Source organism: Vibrio coralliilyticus ATCC BAA-450 (assembly GCF_000176135.1).
In the GTDB taxonomy this organism is placed as follows: Bacteria; Pseudomonadota; Gammaproteobacteria; order Enterobacterales; family Vibrionaceae; genus Vibrio; species Vibrio coralliilyticus.
This window is the reverse complement of the sequence record NZ_ACZN01000017.1, coordinates 56,142-82,106: the sequence shown is the minus strand read 5'-3', so window position 1 is coordinate 82,106 and position 25,965 is coordinate 56,142. Positions and strand designations below refer to the sequence as shown.

At 42.6% G+C, this 25,965-nt stretch carries 25 protein-coding genes; 8 read left to right on the top strand and 17 right to left on the bottom strand.

The annotated features are described in order from the left end of the window. Nucleotides 1-211 precede the first annotated feature (211 nt). Nucleotides 212-2,341: a TonB-dependent hemoglobin/transferrin/lactoferrin family receptor gene (locus VIC_RS15695; RefSeq protein ID WP_006961009.1), complete on the bottom strand. Its 2,130-nt coding sequence runs from the start codon at nt 2,339-2,341 to the stop codon at nt 212-214. A gap of 257 nt (nt 2,342-2,598) precedes the next feature. Here VIC_RS15695 and VIC_RS15690 point away from each other — a divergent pair, with 257 nt between their 5' ends. After that, nucleotides 2,599-3,489, top strand: a complete 891-nt coding sequence (locus tag VIC_RS15690; RefSeq protein ID WP_006961008.1) for a LysR family transcriptional regulator — start codon at nt 2,599-2,601, stop codon at nt 3,487-3,489. A gap of 19 nt (nt 3,490-3,508) precedes the next feature. On the opposite strand, the gene VIC_RS15685 is transcribed toward VIC_RS15690, so the two are convergent. Then, nucleotides 3,509-6,208 (bottom strand): bifunctional acetate--CoA ligase family protein/GNAT family N-acetyltransferase, encoded by a 2,700-nt coding sequence (locus VIC_RS15685; RefSeq protein WP_006961007.1) that lies wholly within the window; start codon nt 6,206-6,208, stop codon nt 3,509-3,511. A 219-nt stretch (nt 6,209-6,427) separates the two neighbouring features. On the opposite strand from VIC_RS15685, the gene VIC_RS15680 reads away from it, so the two are divergent. Both VIC_RS15680 and VIC_RS15675 read left to right on the top strand, forming a co-directional pair. Continuing rightward, on the top strand, nt 6,428-6,997 hold the full coding sequence (locus VIC_RS15680) for an SPOR domain-containing protein (RefSeq protein WP_006961006.1): 570 nt from the start codon (nt 6,428-6,430) through the stop codon (nt 6,995-6,997). 158 nt (nt 6,998-7,155) lie between these two features. Beyond that, entirely contained in the window at nt 7,156-8,145 is a 990-nt protein-coding gene (locus VIC_RS15675) for a D-alanine--D-alanine ligase (protein WP_006961005.1), read from the top strand. Here VIC_RS15675 and VIC_RS15670 read toward each other — a convergent pair. Further along, nucleotides 8,142-9,098 carry a tyrosine-type recombinase/integrase gene (locus tag VIC_RS15670; protein ID WP_006961004.1) on the bottom strand — a complete coding sequence of 319 codons (957 nt, stop codon included), beginning with the start codon at nt 9,096-9,098 and terminating at the stop codon, nt 8,142-8,144. The two genes, VIC_RS15675 and VIC_RS15670, sit on opposite strands and share 4 nt — an antisense overlap. A gap of 99 nt (nt 9,099-9,197) precedes the next feature. Between VIC_RS15670 and VIC_RS15665 the strand changes: the two genes are divergently transcribed. From VIC_RS15665 to VIC_RS15655, 3 genes are all read left to right on the top strand, one after another. Continuing rightward, nucleotides 9,198-9,569, top strand: coding sequence for a DUF3319 domain-containing protein (locus tag VIC_RS15665; protein WP_019277817.1), 372 nt, complete (start codon nt 9,198-9,200; stop codon nt 9,567-9,569). Nucleotides 9,570-9,575: 6 nt separating this feature from the next. Next, complete coding sequence (gene yciH / locus VIC_RS15660) at nt 9,576-9,887, top strand: stress response translation initiation inhibitor YciH (protein WP_006961002.1); 312 nt, start codon at nt 9,576-9,578, stop codon at nt 9,885-9,887. A gap of 331 nt (nt 9,888-10,218) precedes the next feature. After that, the gene (locus VIC_RS15655) at nt 10,219-10,755 is read left to right on the top strand and encodes a hypothetical protein (protein WP_080555939.1); all 537 of its coding nucleotides are present in this window, start codon (nt 10,219-10,221) and stop codon (nt 10,753-10,755) included. Between the two features lie 34 nt (nt 10,756-10,789). Here VIC_RS15655 and VIC_RS15650 read toward each other — a convergent pair whose 3' ends face one another. The 10 genes from VIC_RS15650 to VIC_RS15610 form a co-directional block, all read right to left on the bottom strand. Beyond that, nucleotides 10,790-11,263 carry a GNAT family N-acetyltransferase gene (locus VIC_RS15650; protein ID WP_050778631.1) on the bottom strand — a complete coding sequence of 158 codons (474 nt, stop codon included), beginning with the start codon at nt 11,261-11,263 and terminating at the stop codon, nt 10,790-10,792. Between the two features lie 554 nt (nt 11,264-11,817). Continuing rightward, nucleotides 11,818-11,967, bottom strand: a complete 150-nt coding sequence (locus tag VIC_RS26335) for a YoaH family protein (RefSeq protein WP_006960999.1) — start codon at nt 11,965-11,967, stop codon at nt 11,818-11,820. A gap of 66 nt (nt 11,968-12,033) precedes the next feature. After that, on the bottom strand, nt 12,034-13,248 hold the full coding sequence (locus tag VIC_RS15645) for a conjugal transfer protein TraF (RefSeq protein WP_019274601.1): 1,215 nt from the start codon (nt 13,246-13,248) through the stop codon (nt 12,034-12,036). A gap of 59 nt (nt 13,249-13,307) precedes the next feature. After that, nucleotides 13,308-14,180 carry a DUF2861 family protein gene (locus VIC_RS15640; protein WP_006960997.1) on the bottom strand — a complete coding sequence of 291 codons (873 nt, stop codon included), beginning with the start codon at nt 14,178-14,180 and terminating at the stop codon, nt 13,308-13,310. Further along, on the bottom strand, nt 14,180-14,839 hold the full coding sequence (gene vxrB / locus VIC_RS15635; protein WP_006960996.1) for a response regulator transcription factor VxrB: 660 nt from the start codon (nt 14,837-14,839) through the stop codon (nt 14,180-14,182). Before vxrB ends, VIC_RS15640 begins: the two co-directional genes overlap by 1 nt. After that, nucleotides 14,814-16,313 carry a sensor histidine kinase VxrA gene (gene vxrA / locus VIC_RS15630; protein WP_006960995.1) on the bottom strand — a complete coding sequence of 500 codons (1,500 nt, stop codon included), beginning with the start codon at nt 16,311-16,313 and terminating at the stop codon, nt 14,814-14,816. Before vxrA ends, vxrB begins: the two co-directional genes overlap by 26 nt. A gap of 103 nt (nt 16,314-16,416) precedes the next feature. Continuing rightward, complete coding sequence (pntB, locus tag VIC_RS15625) at nt 16,417-17,793, bottom strand: Re/Si-specific NAD(P)(+) transhydrogenase subunit beta (protein ID WP_006960994.1); 1,377 nt, start codon at nt 17,791-17,793, stop codon at nt 16,417-16,419. Between the two features lie 12 nt (nt 17,794-17,805). Beyond that, nucleotides 17,806-19,341 carry a Re/Si-specific NAD(P)(+) transhydrogenase subunit alpha gene (gene pntA, locus VIC_RS15620; RefSeq protein WP_006960993.1) on the bottom strand — a complete coding sequence of 512 codons (1,536 nt, stop codon included), beginning with the start codon at nt 19,339-19,341 and terminating at the stop codon, nt 17,806-17,808. Nucleotides 19,342-19,636: 295 nt separating this feature from the next. Next, nucleotides 19,637-19,918, bottom strand: a complete 282-nt coding sequence (locus VIC_RS15615) for an HlyU family transcriptional regulator (RefSeq protein ID WP_006960992.1) — start codon at nt 19,916-19,918, stop codon at nt 19,637-19,639. A gap of 11 nt (nt 19,919-19,929) precedes the next feature. After that, the gene (locus tag VIC_RS15610) at nt 19,930-20,301 is read right to left on the bottom strand and encodes a late competence development ComFB family protein (RefSeq protein ID WP_006960991.1); all 372 of its coding nucleotides are present in this window, start codon (nt 20,299-20,301) and stop codon (nt 19,930-19,932) included. A gap of 221 nt (nt 20,302-20,522) precedes the next feature. On the opposite strand from VIC_RS15610, the gene VIC_RS15605 reads away from it, so the two are divergent. After that, the gene (locus VIC_RS15605) at nt 20,523-21,758 is read left to right on the top strand and encodes a GGDEF domain-containing protein (protein WP_006960990.1); all 1,236 of its coding nucleotides are present in this window, start codon (nt 20,523-20,525) and stop codon (nt 21,756-21,758) included. A gap of 67 nt (nt 21,759-21,825) precedes the next feature. Here the strand turns inward: VIC_RS15605 and VIC_RS15600 are convergent, their stop codons facing one another. Next, entirely contained in the window at nt 21,826-22,758 is a 933-nt protein-coding gene (locus VIC_RS15600) for a GGDEF domain-containing response regulator (RefSeq protein ID WP_006960988.1), read from the bottom strand. Between the two features lie 175 nt (nt 22,759-22,933). On the opposite strand from VIC_RS15600, the gene VIC_RS15595 reads away from it, so the two are divergent. Further along, nucleotides 22,934-23,371, top strand: coding sequence for a DUF3069 domain-containing protein (locus VIC_RS15595; protein WP_006960986.1), 438 nt, complete (start codon nt 22,934-22,936; stop codon nt 23,369-23,371). A gap of 39 nt (nt 23,372-23,410) precedes the next feature. Here VIC_RS15595 and modC read toward each other — a convergent pair whose 3' ends face one another. From modC to modA, 3 genes are read right to left on the bottom strand one after another with little or no spacing between them, the layout of a single operon-like run. Continuing rightward, a complete protein-coding gene (modC, locus tag VIC_RS15590; protein ID WP_006960985.1) occupies nt 23,411-24,517 on the bottom strand; it encodes a molybdenum ABC transporter ATP-binding protein ModC in 1,107 nt (368 codons plus the stop codon). Next, a complete protein-coding gene (modB, locus tag VIC_RS15585) occupies nt 24,514-25,206 on the bottom strand; it encodes a molybdate ABC transporter permease subunit (RefSeq protein ID WP_039952097.1) in 693 nt (230 codons plus the stop codon). Before modB ends, modC begins: the two co-directional genes overlap by 4 nt. An 11-nt stretch (nt 25,207-25,217) precedes the next feature. Further along, nucleotides 25,218-25,964, bottom strand: coding sequence for a molybdate ABC transporter substrate-binding protein (gene modA / locus VIC_RS15580; protein WP_039952096.1), 747 nt, complete (start codon nt 25,962-25,964; stop codon nt 25,218-25,220). Nucleotide 25,965: the final 1 nt, after the last annotated feature.

Below are 25,965 nucleotides of genomic sequence, written 5' to 3'. Positions count from 1 at the left end.
CACGTCAGCTGTAATGGTTAAGAAAGAGATGACAAGCTCAAAATAATTACCGTTTCATTCATAACATTTTTGTTATCTTTTTTTGAATGAACTATGAAAGCTCCCAGATTCGGGGGCTTTTTTGTTTTTTGCGTTTAGCTATCTTTGGTTGAAAGGTCAAAAAAAGCCAGCATAAAGCTGGCTTTGAATTATAGACAGTGTGTTGGATTTATCAGAATTCGTACTTAGCAGTAATTGCCCAGTTGCGACCTGCTTGAGTGTCATCCGCATGCAGCGCACCTTCGCCTCTAACGTCGCTCCATTTCCAATATTCTTTATCAGTAATATTGAAAAGACCTGCTCTTAGCGTGAGATCTTGAATAGGGCGGTAGTATGCAGTTAGGTCAATAACGGTTGCGCTAGGCGTACCGACTTCATCAGGAGTACGAGTACTGTTATCAGGATCAACATTAATATCAGATAGCTTTTTCTCTGCGTAGTAGTTCATTGCAATACTTGTACCCCATGTCTGGCTAGGTGCATCGTAATCCAATGACGCGACAGCATTCCACGGATTTACTGAATTAAGCGGCTTGTTCTCACCATCTTCACCTTCAGTGTAGCTAGCGGCAAAGTTAGTAGAGATGCCCTTAGGTAGTTCGAACACTTCACTGATAGCAATACGGCTTGAGAACTCAATGCCTTTAATTGTCGCTTTACCAACGTTTTGGTGCTGATACTCAGATGAGCCAGAGCCAATGTCTATGACGTCAATGAAGTTCTTGTAATCACTATAGAAAACCGCAATTTCTGAACGAGAGAAGTCGTTTGTATAACGGTAACCTGTTTCGTACGTAATACTTTCTTCTGCTTCTAGGTTAGGATTTGGTACGTTTGTGTAACCATGACCTGGCATTGAGTAATACAACTCTTCAAACGTAGGGGCTCTATGCCCCTGGCTTACTTGAGCAAAGACTTTAGACTCGTCATCCAAAGAATAAACTGTTCCTAGACGTGCGGTAAGCGCTGAACTTGTGTTTGTCTCGTAAGTTTGTCCTGAAGGTATACCTTCAGTGGAGCTATCAGGCTTAGTTTCAAATCTGTCCCAACGTAAACCAGGGGTTACAACTAACTTATCTTCAAGGAGTGAAATCTGATCTTGAACGAACAATCCAATTCTGGTTTCGGTCGCATCAGGTTGATAAAAGTATACCGATGTTTGGTCATTGTTAGAGCGATCAATGATTTTGTTGTAGTTGGTAATATCTTTATTGGTATAAGCCAGACCGTACGTAAAGAAGTGCTCGGAAGATTCAAGTGATAGGTATTTATTTACCTGCAAATCTGCTTGAATGCCTTTATCTTCGTAAGAATAGTCTTTTATTTCATTTACAGCGCTACCAAACGAAGTTCCAACACGGTCAGTAACATTGTTCTGTTCGTGAGATAGCCACGTAACCTGCGATGTTACCGAGTCGGCAAGTTTCGTGCTGCCTTCCCAAATATGTTTAAGGCTTAAGCGTGAACGTTCGGTAGTATCATCACTGTTGAATGTAGGGAATGACGAATGTTGGATGTCACCTTTACTATTCTCGTTAATGAACTCACCAGTAAACTCTATTCTGTTGGCGGTATCTATTTGATACTGAACCTTAGCCAAAACATTGTCGGCTTTAGAGTCTAAGTCTTTTGGTGAGTAATCCTGATAGTCACCATTAGCAAAATTGTCTGTCAAGCCTGCATCGTTGCGAGTATATGCGACGAGTGTTTCTAAATCACCACTACGATTAGCTAGAACAACATTTTCAGTGAAAGAATCATTACGAGAAGCAAAGCCTAATTTTACTTGCCCTCCAAACCCATCTCCTTCACCTAGGAAATCGCTTGGGTCTTTAGTTTGGAACGCAACAATACCGCCAATACCATCTGAGCCGTATAAGCTTGAAGCTGAACCTTTAACGATTTCGACCGCTTTAATCATATCTGTGTCTAACGCAATACGACCTGAAGAGATGAATGTATAAGATTGGTCATAAAGGTACGGTTGGGCTACACCATCGACTAAAATATTAACTCGGTTACCTTCCATACCTCGAATGTTTATCTGCTGAATACCCATTCGTCCATCAGAAATGACGTCAACACCCGGTGTGTATTTCAGTACGTCATCAACGTTAGAAGCTAGATTTTTGTCAATTTGCTTATCTGTAACAACAGATACCGATCCAGCAACATCTTCAAGTTGCTGTTCTGTACGTGAAGCGGATACCACTACTTCATCAAATAGTGCATACTCTTCAGCATGCACACTCGGCGCTAGGGCGAGTACAATAGAAGCTGACAATAATGATTTTTTATACATTGTTGTAATTACCTTTAAATCCATAATTAGGCTTATGTTTGAACGCAAAGAACTCTATAGGATCTAAATGATAATTACTATCGTTCGCATTATTGGTAATTGATGGCTTTTTTACCGATCTGCGTTTCAATTAGAGATAAATCTTTAAAATACAAACAGATGAACATTCTGTTAACAATTGTAAAGGTTCGACTTACGTGTCGATGGTGTGATTTAAATCACGTTATTCATTGAGTGTATTAATAGGAAGAATAATATTGCAAAGTCCAATAACACTAGAGGCGATGCATATCCTTGATGCGATAGATCGCAGAGGAAGTTTCGCGGCAGCAGCTAATGAGCTCGATCGGGCGCCATCGTCATTAAGCTATCAGATTCAAAAGCTTGAGCAAGATCTCGATATCATGATCTTTGACCGCTCTGGCCATAAAGCCACTTTTACAGAAGCAGGAAAACTGATTCTTGAAAGAGGGCGAGTCATTTTGTCTGCAACAGAAAAACTGGTTAATGATGCTAGCGTTCTCGCTAATGGTTGGGAGCTCGATATCACACTCGCTTTCGATGGTATTGTGCCTGTTCAGAACTTTTTCCCTATGGTTGATGCTCTAGGGAATGTCAGCTCAACACGGATCCGACTACAAGAAGAAATCCTAGCGGGTTGTTGGGAATCACTCGATGAAGGTAGGGCAGATCTATTGGTTTGCCCAAAACCGGAAACGTTATCGCTTGATGTCAAAGCTGAATCGATTGGTTCGATGAAAATGATTTGGGTTGCGGAACCGAACCATTACGTCCACAAGCGAAATGGGCCGTTTGACGAAGAGGCCAGAGCCAAGTATCGAGTTATTGCAATTGCCGATACGGCGAGAGAGCAGCCAGCAATTAGTGTAAATATCCTCCAGAGACAACCGAGACTGACTGTAACAAATTTGTCGGCTAAGGTTGATGCCCTGCAGTCAGGTTTGGGAATCGGAACATTGCCGAAATCGGTTGCCCAAGAATTAATAGAGAAAGGGTCGTTAGCTCAAATCTCAGATACTGAAGAATTTGAAATAGATATCATTCTGGCTTGGAAACGCAATCAGATGGGTGAAGCAAAATCTTGGTGTATCAAATACCTAAAAAAGAATTGGCCACTTAAAGAGTGATCCTGTTGAAGCTGGTGGATCACCCACGATCCACCGGTTCATTTAATGGTAAAACCATGTCAGCAACGCCATCCTCGAACTGCACATCCAGCTTAAAACCGAGCTTCTGAGCCAGCATCAACATTCCTCTGTTGGTTGGCATTGTCATTCCAGATATTTGCTTCGTGCCTTTGTGTCGGCAATAGGCGATGATTTTGTTCATCAAAATTTTACCCAGCCCTTTCCCTTTCAAGTCCGAGCGAATCAATATTGCGAATTCAGCATCCGTATTTTCTGGGTTAATCAATGCGCGCGATACACCGATGATTTTAGGTTCTGAATCATAATTAGCCACCGCGACAAACGCCATTTCACGGTCGTAATCAATTTGTGTTAGGTTCGCCAAAGCCTCATGATTAAACTCTCCGACATCGCTAAAGAATCGTTTGTATAAATCTTCCTTAGAGACATTGTTGATGAAGTCTGCATGACCAGGCTCATCTTCGGGAAGAATAGGGCGCATTAAGATCGTGTCGCCATCTCTCAATTCTATCTTTTCTTCATACTCAACAGGGTAAGGACGAATGGCTAAGCGTTTCTGGGCATCACCTTGGTATTCTTTGAGCACTAAATCTGCGTCTAGGATCGTAAAACTATCTCCAATCGCAAGTACTGGATGGATATCCAGTTCATGTACTTGAGGGCAATCTACCACCATCTGGGAAATTCGAACTAATAATTCTGAGAGTCCTTGAATATCCATCGGAACGGGCAGTTTCTGCGGGCGTATCTTACCGCTCTTAATGGCCCTAACGATCAAATAGCGTGCGAGCGTCATGTTAAGTGGAGGCAACGCTGAAGCTGCGTCAATCGACTCATCCCATTCCGAGCCACCTTGCCCAATCAAAATGACGGGGCCAAATGTTTCATCGGTTTTAACCTTGATTCGAATTTCTTCGCCGCCGGCAAGTTTCGCCATGCCCTGTACTAACAAGCCGTGTATATGAGCTGAAGGGTAAGAGAGCTTAGTCCTATCGAGTATAGCTTGAGAAGCACTCGCGACCTCTTGGCTGTTACGTAGATTTAGCATTACACCTTGCACATCTGACTTATGAGCAATGTCAGGGGAACGTAGCTTAACAGCAACGGGGTATCCGATTTGTTCAGCAACATGAACTGCTTCACTAGCGTCAGAAGCTATCCATGTCGGTAGGACATTAAAATCAAAATGCTTAAGAAAGTGGCCAATTTGGTGAGTATCCAAAGCTACTGTATCTTTATCCAGTAGCTTTTCATCTATCCACTTTTTGGCTTCGTTTAATTCACCAACGTGCACTGGTTCCGCTGTAGTTGGAGTCTCCATCAACTGCTTCTGGTTTCTCCGGTACTCAACTAAGTGCATGAACGCGACGACAGCACTTTCCGGTGTTCGGTAGGTAGGAATGCCAGCTTGAGTAAATATCTGACGAGCAGGTCTCGCGGTGAGTTCACCTGACCAGTTGGTCAGAATATTAAATCGCTTATGTCTAGGATGCCCTTTAATTGCTTCCACAATCGCTAAGGCCGTTTGCTCTGAGTGTGCAATCGCTGAGGGGCTGTGCATGATCAGAATGGCATCTGCACAGTCACTGTCCATTAAAATGTTTAGTGTGTCGATGTAGCGCTGATGTCCTGCATCACCTACCAGATCGATAGGGTTGTTATAACTCCAACTTGAAGGGAGCACATTGCTCAGTTTGTCCACGACGTCATCGGGCAGCGCCGCTAATTTGCCACCGCGGACTAACAATGTATCAACTGCCATGATTGCAGGGCCACCGCCATTAGTAATGATCGCTAAACGTTCACCCCGAAGCGGAACTGAGTGGGTGAGTGTTTCTACTGCAGCAAACAATTCATGGGAATTGTTTACTCTTAGCATGCCTGTACGGCGAATTGCGGAGTCATAGATAATGTCGAGCGTATCGTCACCGCCGGTATGTGCTTGAGCGGCCAATCTACCTGCGGAGGTTTTTCCCCCCTTTAACACTAGAATTCGACGATTTCGTGAGGCGGCACGAGCTGCAGACATAAATCGTCTGGCGTCTTTAATCGTATCTACGTAGAGCAATATGGCTTCAGTGTGGGAGTCAGTGCTTAGATAATCGAGTAAGTCCGCGAAGTCGATATCGGAAGCGTTACCTAGAGAGATAAAAGCTGAAAAGCCAATGTTTTTGTCGTTCGCCCAATCTAAGATCGTCGTGCACATAGCTGCCGATTGAGAGATGAAGGCTATCTTTCCTTGCTGTGCCGTTACTGGTGAGAAAGACGCGTTAAAGTTGAGCCAGGGGAGAATAATGCCAAGGCTATTTGGACCCAATATCCGAATACCTGACTGCTGAGCGATGGTAAGACAGGCATCTTGAATACTGATGCCTTCATCGGTCGCTAAGTGCATATCCGCTGATAACACGATAACCGTTTTAACTCTTTTATCCGCGAGTTGTTTGAAGAGCTCTAAATTCCGGCTCGCGTTTGTACATAAAATAGCGACATCGGGTGTAATTGGAAGAGACGCGATATCTTTATAAGCAAGAACGCCACACACTGAACTATAACGTGGGGTGACGGGCATAATCGCACCTTCGAATCCGCCTTGAAGAAGATTCTTCATAACGATATTGCCTGCTCGCATCGTTCTGGTCGAAGCTCCAACAACAGCGACTGACTTTGGTTTAAGCAAGTGGCTTAGACTATTCATTTCTACACTCCGACATTCAGCGTTTAAGCTAATATTAACCAAGCACTTAAACGAATTCAGAGTTAAATAGGCGTTGTTTTAATCAGATCACCTGACGTGACTCCGACTTTGTGCCATGTGTCACAGTGTATTGATATATAATTAGAATGTTGGGTTGATTCTAATCCTATCTAACGGCATGATTTACAGTAATTTCTACAAAAGGCATTTGAAGAATTCATGAAAAAAATCGCAATAGTTGGCTTATCAGTGGTGCTTTCAGCGTGTGTATCGAGTGATTACGTAACTGACGTGTCCTCTGAAAGCTATCGTGAGGATTACAAAACAGCGGCAGTAGAAAAGCCGATTGTTTCAGAGCAAGGCGTTACCAACGGCGTCACGGAAGAAGCGGTTAAAACTGTAAGGCCGATGGCTGAGAAGCAAATGACTACTATGCAACCTCAGAAGAAGGCTAAGCCAGCAGTCGCGATTATCCCTCCAACAGCAAAACAAAAAGCGATGAACCCACGTTATGGTTTCACGATTCAGGTTGTTGCGGTTGGTAGCCAAACCAAAGTGGACCAGTTTGCACGTAAACTACCACGTGATGGCGAGCCAGTGTGGGAAAACTATAAAGTCGTCAACGGCACAAAGTGGTACACAGTCCTTTACGGTGACTACGCCACTCGCGCTGATGCGAAGAAAGCCATTTCTAAACTGCCAGGCGAGCTACAAGACATGAAACCTTTCGTTAAGAGTATTGATGCGATTAAGAACTCCGAGTTCCCAACGCTGAATAAGCTTAACTAATTTCATAAAAAGGGGCATCAGCCCCTTTTTTAATGCGTATTAATCAATCAAACAAACTGTCAGAACGGTCATAATTCGGTTAAATCGATGAATCCTTGCCGAGTTTTTATTATGATTAACTCTACTAATCCCTCTGTTATTTCACGGAAAGATCCTTAATGGCGAATACAACAATTTTACTACTTTGTGGTGGCGGTTCCGCTGAGCATGAAGTGTCGCTCGTTTCAGCAGATTTCGTACAATCCCAACTTGAGCTAACACCTGACTTTGAGGTGATTCGAGTAGAAATGAAACCTGAAGGTTGGTATCAAGGTGAGCAACTGGTTTATCTCGATACAAACGCTGGAACCTTGAACTCTGAAGTAAATGCAACAAAATTGGATTTTGTTGTTCCATGTATTCATGGCTTTCCGGGGGAAACTGGTGATATCCAATCGATGCTCGAACTTACAGGCATTCCTTATTTAGGCTGTGGACCTGAAGCAAGTACGAATAGCTTTAACAAAATCACGTCCAAACTCTGGTACGACGCACTTTCCATTCCAAATACGCCTTATATCTTTTTGTCAGAGAATAATAAGCAGGCATATGATCAAAGCTTAGCAGCGTTCGAGCAGTGGGGAAGTGTATTCGTTAAAGCAGCAAGACAGGGTTCTTCTGTTGGCTGCTATAAAGTGACAGAAAAAGATCAACTGCAAAAAGCAATCAATGATGCGTTTGGATATTCAGATCAAGTCTTAGTCGAAAAAGCAGTAAAGCCCCGCGAGTTAGAGGTTGCAGCGTATGAATATAAAGGCCAATTGCATGTGACGCCACCGGGAGAAATTAAAGCTCCAGAAGACACGTTCTATTCATACGAAGAGAAATACAGTGCAGATAGTCATTCGACAACAGATGTTGAAGCGTCGAATCTTACAGACGATCAACGACTTATTATCCAACAAGCTTCTGAGAAAGTGTTCAAACAAATGAGACTACGTCACTTGTCTCGAATTGATTTCTTTTTAACTCCAGAAGGAAATGTGTACTTGAATGAAGTGAACACCTTCCCAGGAATGACACCAATTTCGATGTTCCCGAAAATGGTTGAGCATAGTGGGCTAAAGTTCTCAGAATTTCTTGCTGATTGCGTCAAGAGCTCACTTTAATACCACGGCTTAAAGCGTTTAAACACCATCATTTCAGTTTCTGCGGTGACCTTATTTCCCAAATACTGATAAGGCATCGCAGGGCTAAGCCATCGACCATAATGCTGAATATCAATGGCTTTCACTCCCTTACGAGACAATTCTTTTACTGCGCCAACTCTTAACGATTGACCAGAAAACTTAACGTTTAGTTTTAGTTTGTCGCTCGCAGCACGCAAAATTCTATAAATGGAAGAATCATTCAATGGTTCAACACCAATATTCCCATGCTTATCTATCGCACTGAATAAGTAAGGATTTTGAACGGGAAGTTTGCTTAGCCATCGCAATAAATACTTTTGGCCATGCTGGGAAAGCGGGTAGCTAGAGCAACCGACGTGAACTGTTAAACCTTCACTATTTTTCTCGATGTCGGCTGGTGACATCTTTTTAAGCTCACTACGTTTCAGCATACATTCGAACATAAGATGATAAATCGCAAGATCTCGAACTACCTTTAAAGAAGGCTTGTTATCCAGTTTTTGGGTCAACGCTTCAAGATGCTTTCGTTCAAACGGGACAGTAGGATGGGCGTCACCAGACTTTTCAATCCTTAATGCGGCTAGAGATTGTTGGACGGAAGAGTGTGCGGTTGGGTCACTCATTTCTAGCACTCTATGCACAAGTGATATTGTTACCACGTAACGCCTTAAGGTGGAATATTTTCTTTGCCTTGATTCCCTTTCAAGAAACAAGCGCACGGCAGCGGTAGAAGCGGGTAGAGCATTAACAGATTTCTTCTGGCAATACTCGGAGAAAAGATTCCAGTCTTTTGTTAATGCTAACAAAGAGTTATTCGAATACTGACTGCCTGTCAGTGAGTTCATTGTGTCTATGGTCACACATTGAGTAAACTGTCTAATGAATCGATTTCTTGTAGCTAAATCTGTGATTGCTCTAATGTTTTTTTTCATCGAAGCGCACTATAACGATATTATCCTTATTCAGGATACTTGATTAAGGGCAATATACAATTATTATTAAATTAACTGATTAATAGAATAAAAAATATTATGGCTGCTGCGACATATCGAGGGTTCACCCTAAAAACTGCTGGAAGTTCTACCGACGTATGGCAAGTTCAGATTAAAAATCATGTTTTATCTGGAAGTATGCCTGCAGTAAAAAAGAGCATTGATTGGTTTTGTGATACTGCCACTATTATAGATCCAAAAGAGTTTGGTTCTTTAGGCAATAAAAAACAGGCTGAGGGTTCTCCATCACAAGAAAACTTTCATGGCTATACCATTAAAAATGATACCGGTGAAGTTAACACTTGGTATTGTTTCTTCAATGGCAAGTTAATTAAAGGTGGAAAGCTTGCCATTCAGAAGCATATAGAGGCATACTTGCTGGCTAAGCAAAAAGCCGAACAGAAGAAGTAGTTATTCATGAGTCTTGTTTATTCCACAGATGTTGGTCGTATTAAACCTGAAGAAGAAAAAGCCCAGAGACCTAAAGGTGATGGGATCGTGCGTATCCAACGCCAAACTAAAGGTCGAAAAGGCAAAGGTGTTTGTATTGTTTCTGGGTTAGATCTTGATGACGCGCCGCTTAAATTACTTGCTGCTGAGCTAAAAAAGGTTTGTGGATGTGGTGGCTCAGTGAAAGATGGCAATATAGAAATACAAGGTGACGCTCGAGACAAAATTAAAGCGCACCTTGAAAAGAAAGGCCTTACTGTAAAACTAGCCGGTGGCTGATCTAATAACAGTTTGGATAATCTTTGATTAAACTAACTGATTATTAGGTATTTTATGGTAAATCCAATTATGTTGAATTTGAGAATTACCAGATAACAGAAGAGAGCGCTCAAACAGGCGCTTTCTATTTTGTGTATATTATTTAACATAACCTACATAATGCGCACTAATGGTGTAAGCAATATGTACGTTGTTAGAGTTTGATATTCAGACACATGGCCAATAAATCTCACCTATTCAATATTATTGATTTAGTGTCTAAAACTAGTATGAAGCAATGCACTTATGAGAGAATGCGTCCTAGTTTCTAAGTTGTTCTAATGGTTTCTCTGTGAAAAAGCTCCTCACTATATTCGTTACGCTTCTTTTTGTAGGCTGTAGCAACACTCCTCAACTACAACCAAATTTCATAGAGAATGTTGAGTATGAGCATGTGATTGGCGAGCCAAACGCAAAAGGAAAAAAGATAAGCTTTACTTATACGCGTAAAGATGAAGTCGATAGAAAAATTGTATTGAACGTTGATGCTGAGCCAATAGAAATGAGGTTCCGCCTTTGTGAAAATAACGGTGAATATGAAAACCTGAGTCAAGGCGTTATTAATGAGATCAATCAACAGGCAGTCGATTGTAACTCTTGGTTCAAACTAGTCCCATTGGAAAATGGCAAATACTCAATTTCTTATGAGCTGAACTTGTTATTGGGTTTTCAAGTCGAGAGCGTTAATAACCATTTGATTTACGTGCCCTTAAGAAAGAAGCTTGCTCAATACCGCGCTATCTACAATCACAACTCTGTGATGAGCCCTTTAAAGCGATACGAAAATGAAGTGATCGTAGAGTCTACAACGGTCGAAATGAAGTTATAGATTCTGGGGTCATTGGACACCTTATTTGATCTGGCTAATTTGACTCAAGAGTGAGTTTCATTGGAATGTCCACCATGCCGCCGCGGTTTCTTACACCGTTAATACGTTTGAAGCCAAAATTCAGATAAACATGTTCGGCATTAACTGCTGAGTTAACAGTAAAAGACGTTACTTCGACTCTTGTTTTTGCATCTGACATAGCGGTTTTCCATAATTTTCGCGATAGCCCCTGGCCTTGATAGTCGTCAGAGACAAACAAATGGTAGAGGTGTGTTTCTTCACGCATGCCGATCACTCCGACTATAGTACCATCGCTTTTTTCAGCGACGTGATATCGATAATCGCTTTCTTGGTATTCACGGATCTTATCCGGTGCCATCGAATCTAACAGTACAGTTCGAAATGACTCTTCGCATGTTGGGCAAACATATTTGTCCGTAAGTGGCGTAATAAGCTCACTAATTGATTTAGAGTATTCCACTCCCGCTTTCTTAATGTAGATAGCCAAAACTTTACCTTCGAAATTTGAAATCTAATCGGAACCATCAAATCAACAATTGAAAGAGATTACAACTCTCCATTAAACATATCTGAGCAACAACATGTGACATTGTCACAATACTAGATATTGAATGTACCTTGGTTGATTAAGGCAACGTAAAAGCTTACTAGCTACAAACACTGTTACTTACAGAGTACAAATGGTAGTTCTGCATTGCTTGATCGTTAACTTTCACATATCTAATTCACAATTCACTCCCTTGTGACAGTATCACCAAACAAAATAATATCTGGCATCATAGTGAGCGCTTACAGACATACTACAAAGTCCTGTAATATAATTACATCTAACTTTTAAGTCTTTATTTGGCAAGGATATAACTCTGTCATAAGTGGTTGTATATCAAGGAAAATGTTTAACTTCCTACTCTTTTGTTTTGTTTGTGGCTGGCTTTCGATCTTGTTTTTTGTTGAGAATTAAGTGATGCATTTAGGCGAAATATTTGCTTCAGACATAAAAAAAGAGCAGTCTCCTGCTCTCTTATTCTCGATTCATTTTCATTAGTCGTTCTGGGAGGTTTTCTTCCTGATTTCCTCTGCGACGATTTTAATGGCTTCCGCGGTGCTTATTCCCTGCGCCATCAGTTCTTGGATTTTTTCGACAGCTTTCTGTTGTTCCTCATGAGAAAGAGGCGGAAAATCATCTAGCATAAAAAAGGCTCCTAACAAAAATTAGGAGCCGACTATATTACGATTCAATGCGTATCGCCAGAGCTTCTAGTAACTTCCCAAGAAGTTTATATAAGCGCCCATTGAATTCTCGTTGGTATAACTTGCACCAATATCCATCTGGAAAAGGTTTAACGGTGATAAGCCAATACCAGCAGTGATTGTGTCGTCTAGATTGTCGTAGGCGAGATTACGTCGCCACCCTGCCCTTAACTTAAGTTGACGCATAATATCGATTTCACCGCCGACTCTGACATATTGAGTATTATCATTGAAGTTCGTGTAGCGTTCGTCTTCATTGATATCGTAATCGACGCTTAATGTTGCGTAATCCGCGACTAGCCCGACACCAACTGTGTATTGTGGTTTCATCTGATAGGCGTAAGAAGTTGCAGGAATAGTTCTAGACTGACTTCCATCAATACTTGATGTAAGAGTTTGAGCCGGAAGTTCCTGCGTCATGATATCGCGAGAAACTAAGTTCATCGCTGACACACCAACGCGTAAAGGTCCGTGGAACCAAAGGAAACCAGCATCCATGTTGAACATGGTTTCGCCAGTGCCATTGTCTCGTACGTCTTTGATATCGTAATTATTTAGGTTCGCGCTATAAACATAGGTGTATACGCGCTGTATTTTTGGAGAGACGCCGAATGAAATGTGTTGGCCGAGGAAGGTTTGATACTTGGCCAAAGAAATGCCAACTTCAGTTACCCCAATAGCAACAGCGTTGACTGCGCTGAGCTCTGCGTTAACAGCGGTGTTTAAGTCACTGTTACCTGTATTAGCACCGGTGTAGATATCGGTTTGAGCAAATGACTCGGCATAAGCTTTGCCGAAAAGATTGGCTGCAATAAAACTGTTTGGAATAGCAAAAGCGACTACGCCACCTATTTCGAGTTTCGCAATATCATTTTCTAAACCATCAAGAGTGGTTTGCAGACGTGCCGCATCTTCTGAAGAGATACTACTGCTGCTTACTGCACTGTTAATAATGTCTGCGGCTTGATCTAAGCCATCAACCATCTCGTGCTCATCATTGTAAGCTAAGCCAAATGAAGGAATGATCATCCCTACATCGTCATTGCGTCGATAAATCGCTGTAATTGCCGGGTTGTAAAAAGGCGCTGTTAAGAAGTTTGCAGAAACAACCCCAACTCCACCCATTGCGTCGCCTCGTGCTTCGATTGCATAGGTGGCTGCGTATGAGCTTGTGGAAGCCAACGCGATAGACAACGATAAGATTTTTATTGAATTTTTCATATCGATATAAACTTTTTGATCCCTTGTGTTTATATCGCCCTATTGTGTCCTAACTTTAATTATTCCTCTATAGAAACGTCGTATGTTTTACTAATTATTTGGGACTGTTCAACAATTATTGGGCCTTGCCATCTTTGGTGGGTCATCGAAACTGCTAAAACGTATCGGCCAGGATCGACGGGATTGGGCTCTAATGCAGTTGGATAATCAGATTCATAGGTTGCACCCCACACTTTGTTATATTGGCCATCAACGTAGTCATAAAGTGCCGTGTCGAGTTTAGGTAGTGGACAATGAGAGTTTAACAATGCGTTGCGTTCAACTCGCCATTGATCTTTAGACTGCCAACGTATAGTTACTTTGGCTTTCGGTTCTCCAAAGACTAACCAAGAGCTCCAAGATGTTTGGTCTTTCGCCGTTACATCTAGCCGGTATAAACCCATTGGAATCTTGCTATTGAGGTTATAGCGTTTGACGTATGATTTTACTTCGTCGTCAGTTTCCGCAAGTGCGGCAAATGAATTGTCTGTCGAAATACTTTTTTGTACCCAACGGGTTAAGGAAATATCAGCAACATCTTTTCGGGAGGCAACTTCGATAAGTGCTCGGTAGGAATCTCGACCAGGACTTTGTGTTTCTATAGCACGCACAGTCACTCCCTTGATCCAATCAGGAAGTGGTTTTGAATCTAGGCCCTTGCCGCAATCAACTTGCAGAGATTGCTGAAATAGTTCGTTTAAATGAGGTGAGATCGCCCTATTCTTTTCCTGCTGCCAAACTTCTACCAACGACGAAAACATCGCCGGTAAATCATCATTGAGCAGGTACCTGTGAGCTTGTGTAAGAGGTGAATTACTCTCAAACCAAGGAATGTTAGCGGCTGTAGCAGGCGTGCTGAGTAGCACGCCTATTAGTAAGGCTTTGATTTTCATCAGGCTTTCATTTTGTAACCAACGCCACGTAGCGTTTCAATCTCAAGCCCAGGTAACTTCTGACGGAGTTGAAGCACGTGAGTATCAACGGTACGGGTTGTTGGGAAATGGTTATAGCCCCATACGTGATCGAGTAGTTCGTCACGGGTAAAGACTCGTCCGAGGTTACTTGCCAAAAACAGTAACAAGTCAAACTCGGTTCTTGTTAAAGTAATCGATTCGTCTTTGTAGAAGACTTCACGAGTGGCTTTATCGATAACAAGGTGCTGAGTTTTGACCTTGCTGTCATCCTGCGCATCAGATTCAGGTGCGCGTAGCTGAGCACGAATACGGGCGAACAGCTCTGCTTCAGCAAATGGTTTTGTCAGGTAATCATTCGCTCCCGCATCAAGGCCTGTTACCTTGTCTTTGACTGTTACTAGCGCCGTTAGCAGAATGACAGGCACATCTTTAATCGCTTTCCATCCAACTAGGTGCTCCACTGAGTCACCATCTGGTAACTGACGGTCAAGAATTACTAAGTCAGCCTTTTCCCAATATTGCTCTACATCAGCAATCATTTCAGCGTGAAAACACTCATATCCTGCTTGTTCCAGGCTTACTAACAGGCCATCGGCCAGATTTTTGTCGTCTTCAACAAGAAGCAGTGTCTGTTTCACAAGGTATCTCCAATATAAACGTTGTAGGTGGACCTATAAGGGACATTTTTCCGCCCATTCTTCCAACCATAGATTCAACGATAGTTAAGCCTAAACCAAGACCAGCTTTGCTAACAAAAGGCTTACGTAATTGTCGCCAATCTTTTTGAGTGAGCTCGCCTTGGTCTATAACCTTAACGGTAATCAAATTGTTATCAGTGCTGACATCCAGCACTATCGGGGCAACGCCGTATTTTGTGGCATTGCGGATCAGGTTATCGATACAAGTTCCCAACCAATAGACATTGAGCTTTGCTGCTACGTCTCCATTGATCGTAAACTCAATCTTTCCATGAAATTCTTCTTCTACTTTAAACTCTAACCACTCTTTGACGGACGGTACCCATTCCGTCGCCAGTGGCTTATTGTCTGACTGTAGATAGTCTTTGCTGGCTTCTGCCAGCTGTCTTAAACGACGAGAGTCTTCACACAGCCTTCTGAACTCGTCATAAACAGACTCCGGAAGTTTCTCGAATTCACGGCGAAATCCTTCCACTGTTAAAGATAGACTCGCGATCGGGGTCCTAAGTTCATGTGTGAGTATCTGAAGAATCAACATTCTGCTCTTCATCTCTTGTCTTTTGGTGTTCCAGCGATATACAGACCAACCGAGTACCAGCAAAATATTGGCTATTACCAGCACCACCATGCTGATTCTCAATATCTGGGAGTGGTCCTCTACGTCCCAACACAGGTTGCCTCGTTGTACGAAACAGCTGTTTGATTCACTTTTTAACTGAACGCTTAGCCCTGCATCGTCTGCATTTGTTTTCCATACACTCTCTGGAAATACTAAGTAACTGTCATTTTGGCGAAGCCACATTTCACCTTGTTCAAGAAACATGCTTGAACCCGAAAGCAAGGCGAGAATCGTTTCTTCGTTCATGCGTTGTAGGCGACCAAGCAATGTGGCTCTTGGTGCCAACGGACGCTCTTTTATATGCATGTACTGCTGCAGCTGTTCCTGCCTTTCAGGGTGCAGAGTTACATAACGCTTTGCATAAGTACCGCCGCCCGGATGAATTAATCCACTGCGGGCAAACCACTTCTCACTCAGTTTTGTCCCTTTACACACGGCTCTCGTAAATACGAGAGGTTCAGTAATTAAGGGGCTGAGAGGCAGTTTTCCGGTACAGTTTTGTGCAAGTTGATAAAGACGTTGAATATCACGCAATGGATATGACGACGTCTGAGGCAGCATTGAATCTGGCGTAATTAAACGAGTCGGGTAATCCGACTGCATAATACGAATATCGTAAGATGCACTGAATTGGTCCTTGCTAAACGAATCAACAAACTTATCGATTCGCTCCGGCAGCGAATTTGCGCTAGCACTGAAGCTAAAGATTGCCGTACATACTGTTAATATATTGAAAGCCGTTTTTATCAATGCAAAAAATCTATAAATCAGTAGGTTAGATTTAGAGTAAAGCATTATCGCAAAAATATAAATTTCAAATGTAATATTGGTGTCAATAATGCTACTCAGAAAACAAAAGAAGCCAGCAATTGCTGGCTTCTTACTTAGTTAAATCATGTTACAGGGCTTTCGAAATAGCGTCTACACTCTCTTTCGCATCGCCAAATAGCATCTGCGTATTGTCTTTGAAGAATAATGGGTTTTGAACTCCAGCGTAACCCGTGTTCATTGAACGTTTAAATACCACTACGTTCTTCGCATTCCAAACTTCTAGTACGGGCATACCCGCAATTGGGCTGTTTGGATCTTCTTGCGCTGCTGGGTTAACAGTATCGTTCGCACCGATGACCAGAACTGTATCAGTTTCTTCAAAGTCTTCGTTGATCTCATCCATTTCTAGAACGATATCGTAAGGCACTTTTGCCTCTGCCAACAGCACGTTCATGTGCCCTGGTAGTCGACCCGCGACAGGGTGAATACCGAATCGTACTTCAACGCCTTTCGCTCTTAACTTCTCAGTGATTTCGTGCACTGGGTACTGCGCTTGAGCCACAGCCATGCCGTATCCTGGTGTGATGATGACTGACTTAGAGTTTTTCAGCATGTCAGCGACTTCATCTGCCGTTGATTCGCGGTGCTCACCATGGTCTACATCACTCGAAATTGAAATTTCCTGACCAAAGCCGCCTGCGATAACACTAACAAAGGAACGGTTCATTGCTTTACACATGATGTACGAAAGGATCGCACCGGAAGAACCAACCAAAGCACCTGTAACGATGAGTAGATCGTTTGCAAGCATGAAACCAGCTGCTGCGGCTGCCCAACCTGAGTAAGAGTTAAGCATTGATACGACGACTGGCATATCCGCACCACCAATTGATGCCACTAGGTGGTAGCCAAATGCAAATGCAATCAATGTCATCACAATAAGCGCAAACATGCTTCCGTCGGCATTGACGAAATGTAGCATCAGCAATGTAGAAACAACAACGGCTGCTAGATTTAGCTTGTGTTTGTGTGGAAGATTCAAAGGTGACGAAGAAACGATACCGCGTAGCTTACCAAATGCGACAACAGAACCTGTAAAGGTAACTGCACCGATGAATACGCCGAGGAAGACTTCAACGAGATGAATTACATGCTCAGCGTGGGTTGCCGCTTCTGGTGCATCTAGATAGCTGTTGTAACCAACAAGCACGGCTGCCATACCCACAAAACTGTGAAGAATAGCGACCAATTCAGGCATTTCGGTCATTTCCACTTTCTTCGCGTAGTGGATACCAATAGTGCCACCAATCGCCATTGCGATAACGATCCAAACAAAACCTTGAGATTCAGGGCCAAAGATCGTTGCGATCAAAGCGATCGTCATACCGGCGATGCCGTAATAGTTACCAGACTTGGCAGATTCCTGCTTAGATAAACCAGCCAGACTTAAAATAAAGAATAATGCAGCAACAATATAAGCTGCTTGTACTAATCCTGCAGACATTCTCGTTACTCCTTAATCTTTACGGAACATTTCAAGCATGCGTTTGGTAACAGTAAAGCCACCAAATATATTTATGCTTGCAATTAAAACAGCGATAAACGCCAGGAAGGAAACCACACCATTGCCCTGCCCAATCTGTAGCAGCGCACCTACCACGATAATGCCTGAGATTGCATTAGTTACAGACATAAGAGGAGTGTGGAGCGCATGGGTAACGTTCCAGACTACGTAGTAGCCTACAACACATGCTAGAACGAAGACGGTAAAGTGAGAAAGAAATGCTGCTGGAGCAACGGAAGCTATCCATGCAAATGCACCAACACCAACCGCTAGAGCAGCCAGTTTCTTAACCGGAGAAACGGGTTCTTCGACTTTTTCTTCTGCTTTTACTGGTTCTGCTGGTTTTTGCTCAGGCTGAGCCGATACTTTAATTGGTGGTGCAGGCCAAGTGACTTCACCTTCTTTAATAACGGTCACGCCACGTAATACGACATCTTCGAAATCGATGTCAATGTTGCCATCTTTTTCTTTACATAGCAGTTTCAACAAGTTGACTAAGTTAGTTGCGTAAAGCTGTGAAGATTGAGTTGGAAGGCGACCAACCATATCGGTGTAACCGACGATCTTAACGCCATTCGCAGTTGTAATGACTTTGTCTGCTTGAGTGTATTCGCAGTTACCGCCATTGGCAGCAGCAAGATCGACAACTACACTACCCGCTTTCATGCTATCCACCATCTCTTTGGTGATCAGCTTAGGAGCTGGACGACCAGGGATGAGTGCAGTCGTAATGATGATATCAACGTCTTTGGCCTGTTCAGCGTAAAGCTCTTCCGCTTTCTTGTTGAACTCATCAGACATTTCTTTCGCGTAGCCATCACCTGCGCCAGAGTCTTCTTTGAAATCGACTTCAAGGAACTCGGCACCCATAGATTGGACTTGCTCTTTAACCTCAGGTCGAACGTCAAATGCTCGAACTATTGCGCCTAAGCTACCAGCAGCCCCGATTGCTGCAAGGCCTGCAACACCAGCCCCCGCAACCAAAACTTTCGCTGGTGGAACCTTACCCGCAGCTGTGATCTGACCCGTAAAGAAACGACCAAACTCGTGAGCTGCTTCTACAACAGCGCGATAACCTGCGATATTTGCCATTGAAGAAAGAGCATCGAGAGCTTGCGCACGCGAGATGCGTGGAACAGAGTCCATCGCCATAACATTGATGTTCTTACTGGATAGCTTTTCCATTAACTCTGGGTTTTGAGCTGGCCAGATGAAGCTAACTAGTGTTGCTCCTTCTTTAATTAGAGCGATTTCATCGTCACTTGGTGCGTTGACTTTAAGAATGAGGTCTGACTGCCACACCTCTTCCTTGGTAACAATGCTTGCACCTGATGATTGAAAAGAAGAATCATCAAAACTTGCAAGTTCCCCTGCACTAGATTCGACATTTACATCGAATCCTAACTTTAACAGCTGCTCTACCGACTTGGGCGAGGCAGCCACTCGCGTTTCACCCGCGAGTATTTCTTTTGGCACACCAATTTGCATAGCTATTCCTTGACTACTGGCAACAATGATTAATTGTTTTTATCTAACGGTTTCATTAACTTCAAGCACTTTGTAACAAAAATACAAAATATCATTACATATAACCGTTGGTAATGAAGCACTTCGAGTATTACGAGGTAATGAAACAACGCTTTCATTTTAAAATGAGAGGTCGTACCAGTTACCATTAATTGTCATTAAATCAAACAAATAGATGCAATACACAAAATAAAAGAGCCATCAGCATAACGACTAATGGCTCTTAAATTTATGACGCTCGTCAACTAGGAAAAGACTAACTAAAAATATTATCACCCATCTGATCGATGAACATTTGTGCTTTTTTTAGCATGAATTCATTAGCATCGGACTCGGATGCCAGTACATCTGAACGGATAAACCTATGTTCTTGAGTTTGCCCTTCTAATTCTTTTGTTATCCGGCCAGCAATGCGATATTGCCCACCTTCCGGCTGGGCCTCTTGATAGATAAGAAAACCCTTGTATTCCACCGGTTCAACTTCGATTTTAGCTTGCTCTTTACTACCGCCACCAAACAAACGAGAAAATAGTCCCACCTAGTACTCCTTTAGGTAATTTGTTTATTCATAACCAGAGGTTTTTCAAACCATTCGAGTTCTGTATCGTCATCGAATCGTGGTTTGCTGAACATGATAGGAACTTCATCTTTACGATTTCTTCTTCTATCGTCAACTATCATTGTCAGAGCCGCTTCGACAGCAGTCTCTGAGTATCTTTTAAGGACAACCAAGCGATCTTCGGATAACGCAGACAGAAAGTCGATATCGTGGCGGATATAAACAGGTCTGAGCTGACTTAGTGCTAAGCAGGCTAAATCTGCGAGCTGTTCATGATCAAACCTATCAGTGTACTGACTGTCAGCTAACACCTGACCTACAAGGGTCTCCATGTAGTTGTGAACATCAACACTAATTTGCATAAATCTTAACTCCTTTAAGATTCAGACTTTTCTTATGAGTATCAGTTAACTATAAAACACAAAATCGATTTAAGGGTGCTTTCTCATCACTTTTTGACCATTGTTCATACTAACACTCACTTTTCATTCATTAGTTTAGTAAAAAGCTTGGAAAATCATCAAATCAAAGTATTCTAAGACTTGTATATTAAGAAGTTAATTAATAAGGCTAGGCTAGATAGATGTCGTTTTCTTTGGTGACAACAAATTGGTTTCGTTTGACGTTTCCGGTGCTGCTGTTAGCAATGATCGGCTTTGGTATGAACAATGTCATCAATCTAACGCAAGCAAACTTAGGTATTACTTCTAATCTCCCTTATTTTTTATTCTTCTGTGTCATTGGCTTAGGTCACGCGTTTAAACAATGTCGTATTGCTATGGTTGCGCTGACCATGCTTGTTGTTTATTGGTACATACAAGAATATCTGCAAAGCTCGCTCTCTACTGGCTCAACCCTTCTTGAGCTTTCTCTGCTTGCATTTGTAGTCCCTATTGCTTGTGCATTAGTCTATCCATACAAGGAAAGAGGTGTTTTAAGCCGAGCGTTCATTGTCTATATTGTGACATTGTCACTTATTGCTATTTGGTGTTACCTTATTCTTGCCTACTTTTATGAAGGCGGATTCCAAAATTTCGACGAGACATTTCTTTACTCTGAGCCCAGCGTTTCGCGACTGCCGTTAATTCTCGTTTTGTATTCGGTTGGTGCAATATTGTTGAGTGCGATTGTTGTTCTTCGGGTTAATCGTATTATTGATGTGGTCGTGTATTCTGCGATCACACTCTCTTCCGTGACGTTTACATTTTTCCACGTTCAGTATGTTTCCAGCACCATGTTTACCCTCTCTGGGTTCTTGTTACTGATTTATATGCTTTCGGCAAGTTATGAGCTCGCATTTAAAGATCGGTTGACAGATATACCAGGGCGACTCGCGTTAGAGTCAGATCTGCGTCATTTAGGAAAACGTTACACAATAGCAATGCTCGACATTGATCACTTCAAATCATTTAATGACACTTACGGACATGAAACTGGTGACGATGTTCTGAAGCTTGTCGCCAGTAAAATGCAGAGAGTCGGTGGCCGAGCTAAAGTCTACCGTTACGGCGGCGAAGAGTTCACGGTGTTGTTTAAGAACAAAGACGTCGATGAGGCCCTAGATCACCTTGAGCTCTTGCGTTCTTCGATTGAAGAATATGAAATGGTGGTTCGCAATGAGAAGTCTCGACCAAAAGACGATAAATCTGGCGCTAAAAAACGTCGTAAATCTAACTCACACGATCATGTAAATGTAACGATTAGTATTGGTGTGGCTGACCATGAGAATGCTGATAGTGTTTCTGAGGTCATGAAGTGCGCTGACGCCGCTTTATATAAAGCAAAGCGTGCTGGGCGTAACCGTATTGAATCGGCCTGACTTCTGGTAAAAATAAAAAAAGGTTCAGCCTATAAGCTGAACCTTTTTTATAGTCTATAACAGATGGTCAATCTATGTACGTAAAGCGATTTCGGCCTTCACTTTTAGAGCGATAGAGCCCCTCGTCAGCTTTCGAGTACATTTCGTCAGGTGTCTCTTTTCCAGTAGGGTTAAAACCACACACACCCTGTGACACCGTCACATATTCTGCTGTGGAGCTATACTCGTGTTTGATAGCGAGAGCTTCTAGTGTTGATTGAACTCGCATGGCGTGCTTCTTTGCATGTTCAGCATCGGTGTGCCCTAGCACTACGACAAACTCTTCGCCACCATAACGACCTACTATTTCTCCGCTTCGAGAAAACAGTGATGTGAGGGACTGGGCAATTTCAACAAGGCATTTATCCCCTTCTATGTGACCATAGTTGTCGTTGTATAACTTAAAGTGGTCGACATCGAGTAGTATTAAACTTAAAGGCAATCCATGGCGACCATGAACCGCAATCATCTCTTTTAATTTTTCATCAATGTAGCGGCGATTTTTAACTTTTGTAAGTCCATCTTCACTCGCGAGTTTTTCTAACTCTTTATTAGCTTTTGCCAACTCGGCAGTTTTTTGGTTGAGCTCACGACGCATAAATGCAATTCGTTGCATTGCAATAAGCTTAGAGGAAAGAACAAGCTTATCTACCGGTTTAGTAAGGTAATCGTCACCGCCTGCTTCAATTGCATGAGCTATCATGGCAGGTTCATCGTGGCTACTAAGGAAAATGATTGGTATCCATTCTTTGTAGTTAGCACGGATTCGCTGAGATACTTCAAAACCATCCATTTCAGGCATGGAAATATCGAGTAAGATAAGTTCAGGCTCAAATGAGGGATACATTTCTAGAGCTTGTTCACCGGAAGCTGCCATTTCTACGGTATGGCCCAGCTGCTTTAAACGAATAGCCAACTGCATGCGCTCCATTTGCACGTCATCGACTAGAAGAATTTTCATCGAAGATCCAGATAGTTCCACTTGTTCTACCTTTTTGTATGTAAACTGGCCTAAAAATCAGCTGGTTATAGAAAAGAATACTCTAAGGGCGACAATTCCTCCACTATGGTTGACATTTAATGAGGATTTTTTAGGATAGCGCCGTTAAACACGTACAATTTATGAGATAAAACTAATGTCTGACGCTAATCAAACAGAACAACCTAAAGTCGACCTTTCGACTGTTTCAGCAGAACTTCGTCAAGTGATTGAATTTGATGGCGTTCCTGAAGCAATGCACTTCATGGTAACTTCTATTCATGAAGTGTCAGAGGAAGCCGTTCGAGAAGCTTGGGATGAGCTGCCAAAGAGTGCTCAAAATGTTCTTGATAACTTTGAGCAGTTCCATGCTCTTATCTCTGTAAGTCAGGCGTTTGCAGGTATTAATGTAATGGAAGAGTTTCCTACGCTTAAACTACCTGAAGATATGACTGATGAGCAGAAAGAAGAATACCGCGCACAGCTACTAGATCAAGTTCTTCACAACTGTGTGAAAGATATGGTTAAGCAGATTAAGAAAGCACGTCGTGACCCTGTGCTAAAGCGTGACTTTACTGATGTATTTGTAAAATAAGTCAATTAACAAAAAAAACGCCGCATTACGCGGCGTTTTTTAATGGCTCAATACCACATCTCTTTGTGTCACACTTACCCCTTTAATCTGGGCAAAGACTACCATCCCTTCTTGGAGTTCCAGCTCGTCCTTAGCCCAAGCGGTGATCGTCGCCCATAAATAGCAGTTTTCACTGAGTTCTAATTTAACCGATACGCTCTGTCGATTTGTGCCTTGAGAATGGCTTTGAATTTGAGCAATCTTCGCTTTGAGAATATTCCGAATTGAACTCTTTTTAGGCTTATCCAAGGCGATCGACACATCACTCGCTCTCACCTGCAGTCTCACTTTCGCTTCTGGCGCAATTTCTAAACGCTGCACCCAAATACACACATTATCCGCCAGTTTCACTTTAGACAGAGCATAGTTTGTGTTGTGTTGAACAACAGTGCCTTCAAACAATGAACTTTGGTCCGAGAAGGATTGCCATGGCCTCATAGCTCTAGATGACCAAACATCTTCTAGGTTACCTGAAGTTACCACTTTGCCATCATCGATAACAACAATGTGGTTTGCCAAGCGTACAACTTCATTGAGGCTATGCGAAACATAAATGATAGGAATTTCAATCTCACTGGCAAGCTGCTCTAAAAATGGCAATACTTCGCGCTTACGCGGAATATCTAGAGATGCCAGAGGTTCATCCATCAAGAGTATTTCTGGTTTAGAAAGTAGTGCTCGACCGATTGCTACGCGTTGTTTCTCTCCCCCGGATAGCTGTATCGGGTATCGTTTAAGAAGAGGTTCTAACGCCAATAATTTGATTACCTTGTCAAAATGCTGTTGATCCAATTCACGCACACCATACACAAGATTGCCTTTGACCCGATAATGTGGGAATAACCTCGATTCCTGAAAAACGTAACCTACCCGGCGTTTATGGGCAGCAACGTTTATTTTTGATTGCGAGCTATAAAGAGTTTTTCCTGAGACAGTAATCTCACCTTGATCAGGTGTTCTCAAGCCTGCAATCACGTCTATAAGTGAAGTTTTACCTGCTCCGGAACGACCAAAAATTGCGGTAATGCCTTTTTCTGGCACTGAAACATCGATATCAAACTTCTGCTCGCCTAATGTTTGTTTAAACTGAATTCGAATATCACTCATCGCTGTGTCCCCAGTCTTCTAGCACAATGACGAGTCAGGACTTCTGAGCCAAGTAATGAGGCTAAGGCAATGACAATGGAGATAATGCATAAACGCATCGTTTCGAGCTCTGCTCCGGGAGTTTCAATAAAAGTAAACATCGCCAAGGGGATTGTCTGCGTTTCACCCGGAATATTCGACACAAAGCTGATTGTTGCTCCGAACTCCCCGAGGCTACGTGCGAATGAAAGCATCGTCCCTGTGATGATTCCGGGAATTGTCAGCGGTAATGTGATAGTAAAGAATATTTTAAGCGGAGAGGCACCAAGGGTCGCGGCTGCTTGCTCAAGTTTAGGATCCACACTCTCTAAGCTGAGGCGAATTGAGCGAACCATCAAAGGTAGAGCAACGATCACGCACGCAAGTACAGCCCCTTTCCAGCTAAAAGAGAAGACCAATCCGAAATATTCATACAACCATTGGCCAATAAAACCTTGGCGTCCCATTGAAATGAGGAGTAAATAACCTATAACAACAGGAGGAAGTACCAAAGGAAGGTGAATTAAACTGTCGAGCCAGCTTTTACCGATAAACTGCTTTTTAGCCAGCAACCAACCAAATCCGATCCCGATAGGAATCAGCCAACAGATAGTATAAAACGCTACTTTCAGGCTAAGCATTAGCGCCTGATATTCGTAATCAGAAAGCAATGAAGATAATCCTAGTTAAATCCGTTTTGTTTAAACACTGCCTGAGCTTGGGCGCTTTCTATAAAGGCAGCAAAGTCCTTGGTAGTTTGCTTGTCGTTCAGCTCTGCCATGGGGTACGTAATAGCCGTGTGGCTCGAAGCCGGAAACGTACCAATGACTTTTACTTTATCACTCACTAGCGCGTCCGTCTTATAAACAATCCCAAGTGGTGTTTCGCCACGTTCAACTAAAGTAAGTGCAACTCTTACATTGTTGACGGGGGCGAGTTGCCCATTTAAACCACCCCATAAGCCAAGCGACTCAAGGGCTTCTTTGGCATACACTCCTGCAGGCACGGAATTGGTTTGACCAATCGCTAGTCTTTGACCTGACAAGCGTTTTGACCATTGTTCTAGGCTCTCTAACTCCAGTGGTGCTGCATCGGCCTTCGGTGAGATCACGACTAACTGATTATGAGCAATATATGTGACAGCGTCACCATTAATTACTCCTTGTTGAACTAGATAATCACTCCATTTAGTATTGGCTGATATATAGAGATCAGCAGGCGCCCCACTCAATATTTGCCGTGCAAGAGAAGAAGAACCTGCGAAAACGGGCGTAACTTTTACGCCTGTTTCTGCTTGGTATTTCTCAGCTAATGCTTTAATCACATTAGTCATGGACGACGCAGCATAAACGTTCACTGAGGCATGAACTGTCGCAGAGAAAATGAAAGTCAAAAAGGTGCAAAAGAGTCGCTGAGTAAATAATTTCATC

Coding starts and splice junctions, on each gene's coding strand:
- VIC_RS15695 (WP_006961009.1), bottom strand. CDS start 2,341: ATGTATAAAAAATCATTATTGTCAGCTTCTATTGTACTCGCCCTAGCG.
- VIC_RS15610 (WP_006960991.1), bottom strand. CDS start 20,301: ATGCAAATTAGTGTTGATGTTCACAACTACATGGAGACCCTTGTAGGT.
- VIC_RS26335 (WP_006960999.1), bottom strand. CDS start 11,967: ATGCTAGATGATTTTCCGCCTCTTTCTCATGAGGAACAACAGAAAGCT.
- VIC_RS15595 (WP_006960986.1), top strand. CDS start 22,934: ATGTCTGACGCTAATCAAACAGAACAACCTAAAGTCGACCTTTCGACT.
- pntA (WP_006960993.1), bottom strand. CDS start 19,341: ATGCAAATTGGTGTGCCAAAAGAAATACTCGCGGGTGAAACGCGAGTG.
- VIC_RS15600 (WP_006960988.1), bottom strand. CDS start 22,758: ATGAAAATTCTTCTAGTCGATGACGTGCAAATGGAGCGCATGCAGTTG.
- VIC_RS15605 (WP_006960990.1), top strand. CDS start 20,523: ATGTCGTTTTCTTTGGTGACAACAAATTGGTTTCGTTTGACGTTTCCG.
- VIC_RS15680 (WP_006961006.1), top strand. CDS start 6,428: ATGAAAAAAATCGCAATAGTTGGCTTATCAGTGGTGCTTTCAGCGTGT.
- VIC_RS15640 (WP_006960997.1), bottom strand. CDS start 14,180: ATGAAAATCAAAGCCTTACTAATAGGCGTGCTACTCAGCACGCCTGCT.
- modC (WP_006960985.1), bottom strand. CDS start 24,517: ATGAGTGATATTCGAATTCAGTTTAAACAAACATTAGGCGAGCAGAAG.
- vxrA (WP_006960995.1), bottom strand. CDS start 16,313: ATGCTTTACTCTAAATCTAACCTACTGATTTATAGATTTTTTGCATTG.
- yciH (WP_006961002.1), top strand. CDS start 9,576: ATGAGTCTTGTTTATTCCACAGATGTTGGTCGTATTAAACCTGAAGAA.
- pntB (WP_006960994.1), bottom strand. CDS start 17,793: ATGTCTGCAGGATTAGTACAAGCAGCTTATATTGTTGCTGCATTATTC.
- VIC_RS15670 (WP_006961004.1), bottom strand. CDS start 9,098: ATGAAAAAAAACATTAGAGCAATCACAGATTTAGCTACAAGAAATCGA.
- VIC_RS15665 (WP_019277817.1), top strand. CDS start 9,198: ATGGCTGCTGCGACATATCGAGGGTTCACCCTAAAAACTGCTGGAAGT.
- VIC_RS15675 (WP_006961005.1), top strand. CDS start 7,156: ATGGCGAATACAACAATTTTACTACTTTGTGGTGGCGGTTCCGCTGAG.
- modA (WP_039952096.1), bottom strand. CDS start 25,964: ATGAAATTATTTACTCAGCGACTCTTTTGCACCTTTTTGACTTTCATT.
- VIC_RS15645 (WP_019274601.1), bottom strand. CDS start 13,248: ATGAAAAATTCAATAAAAATCTTATCGTTGTCTATCGCGTTGGCTTCC.
- VIC_RS15685 (WP_006961007.1), bottom strand. CDS start 6,208: ATGAATAGTCTAAGCCACTTGCTTAAACCAAAGTCAGTCGCTGTTGTT.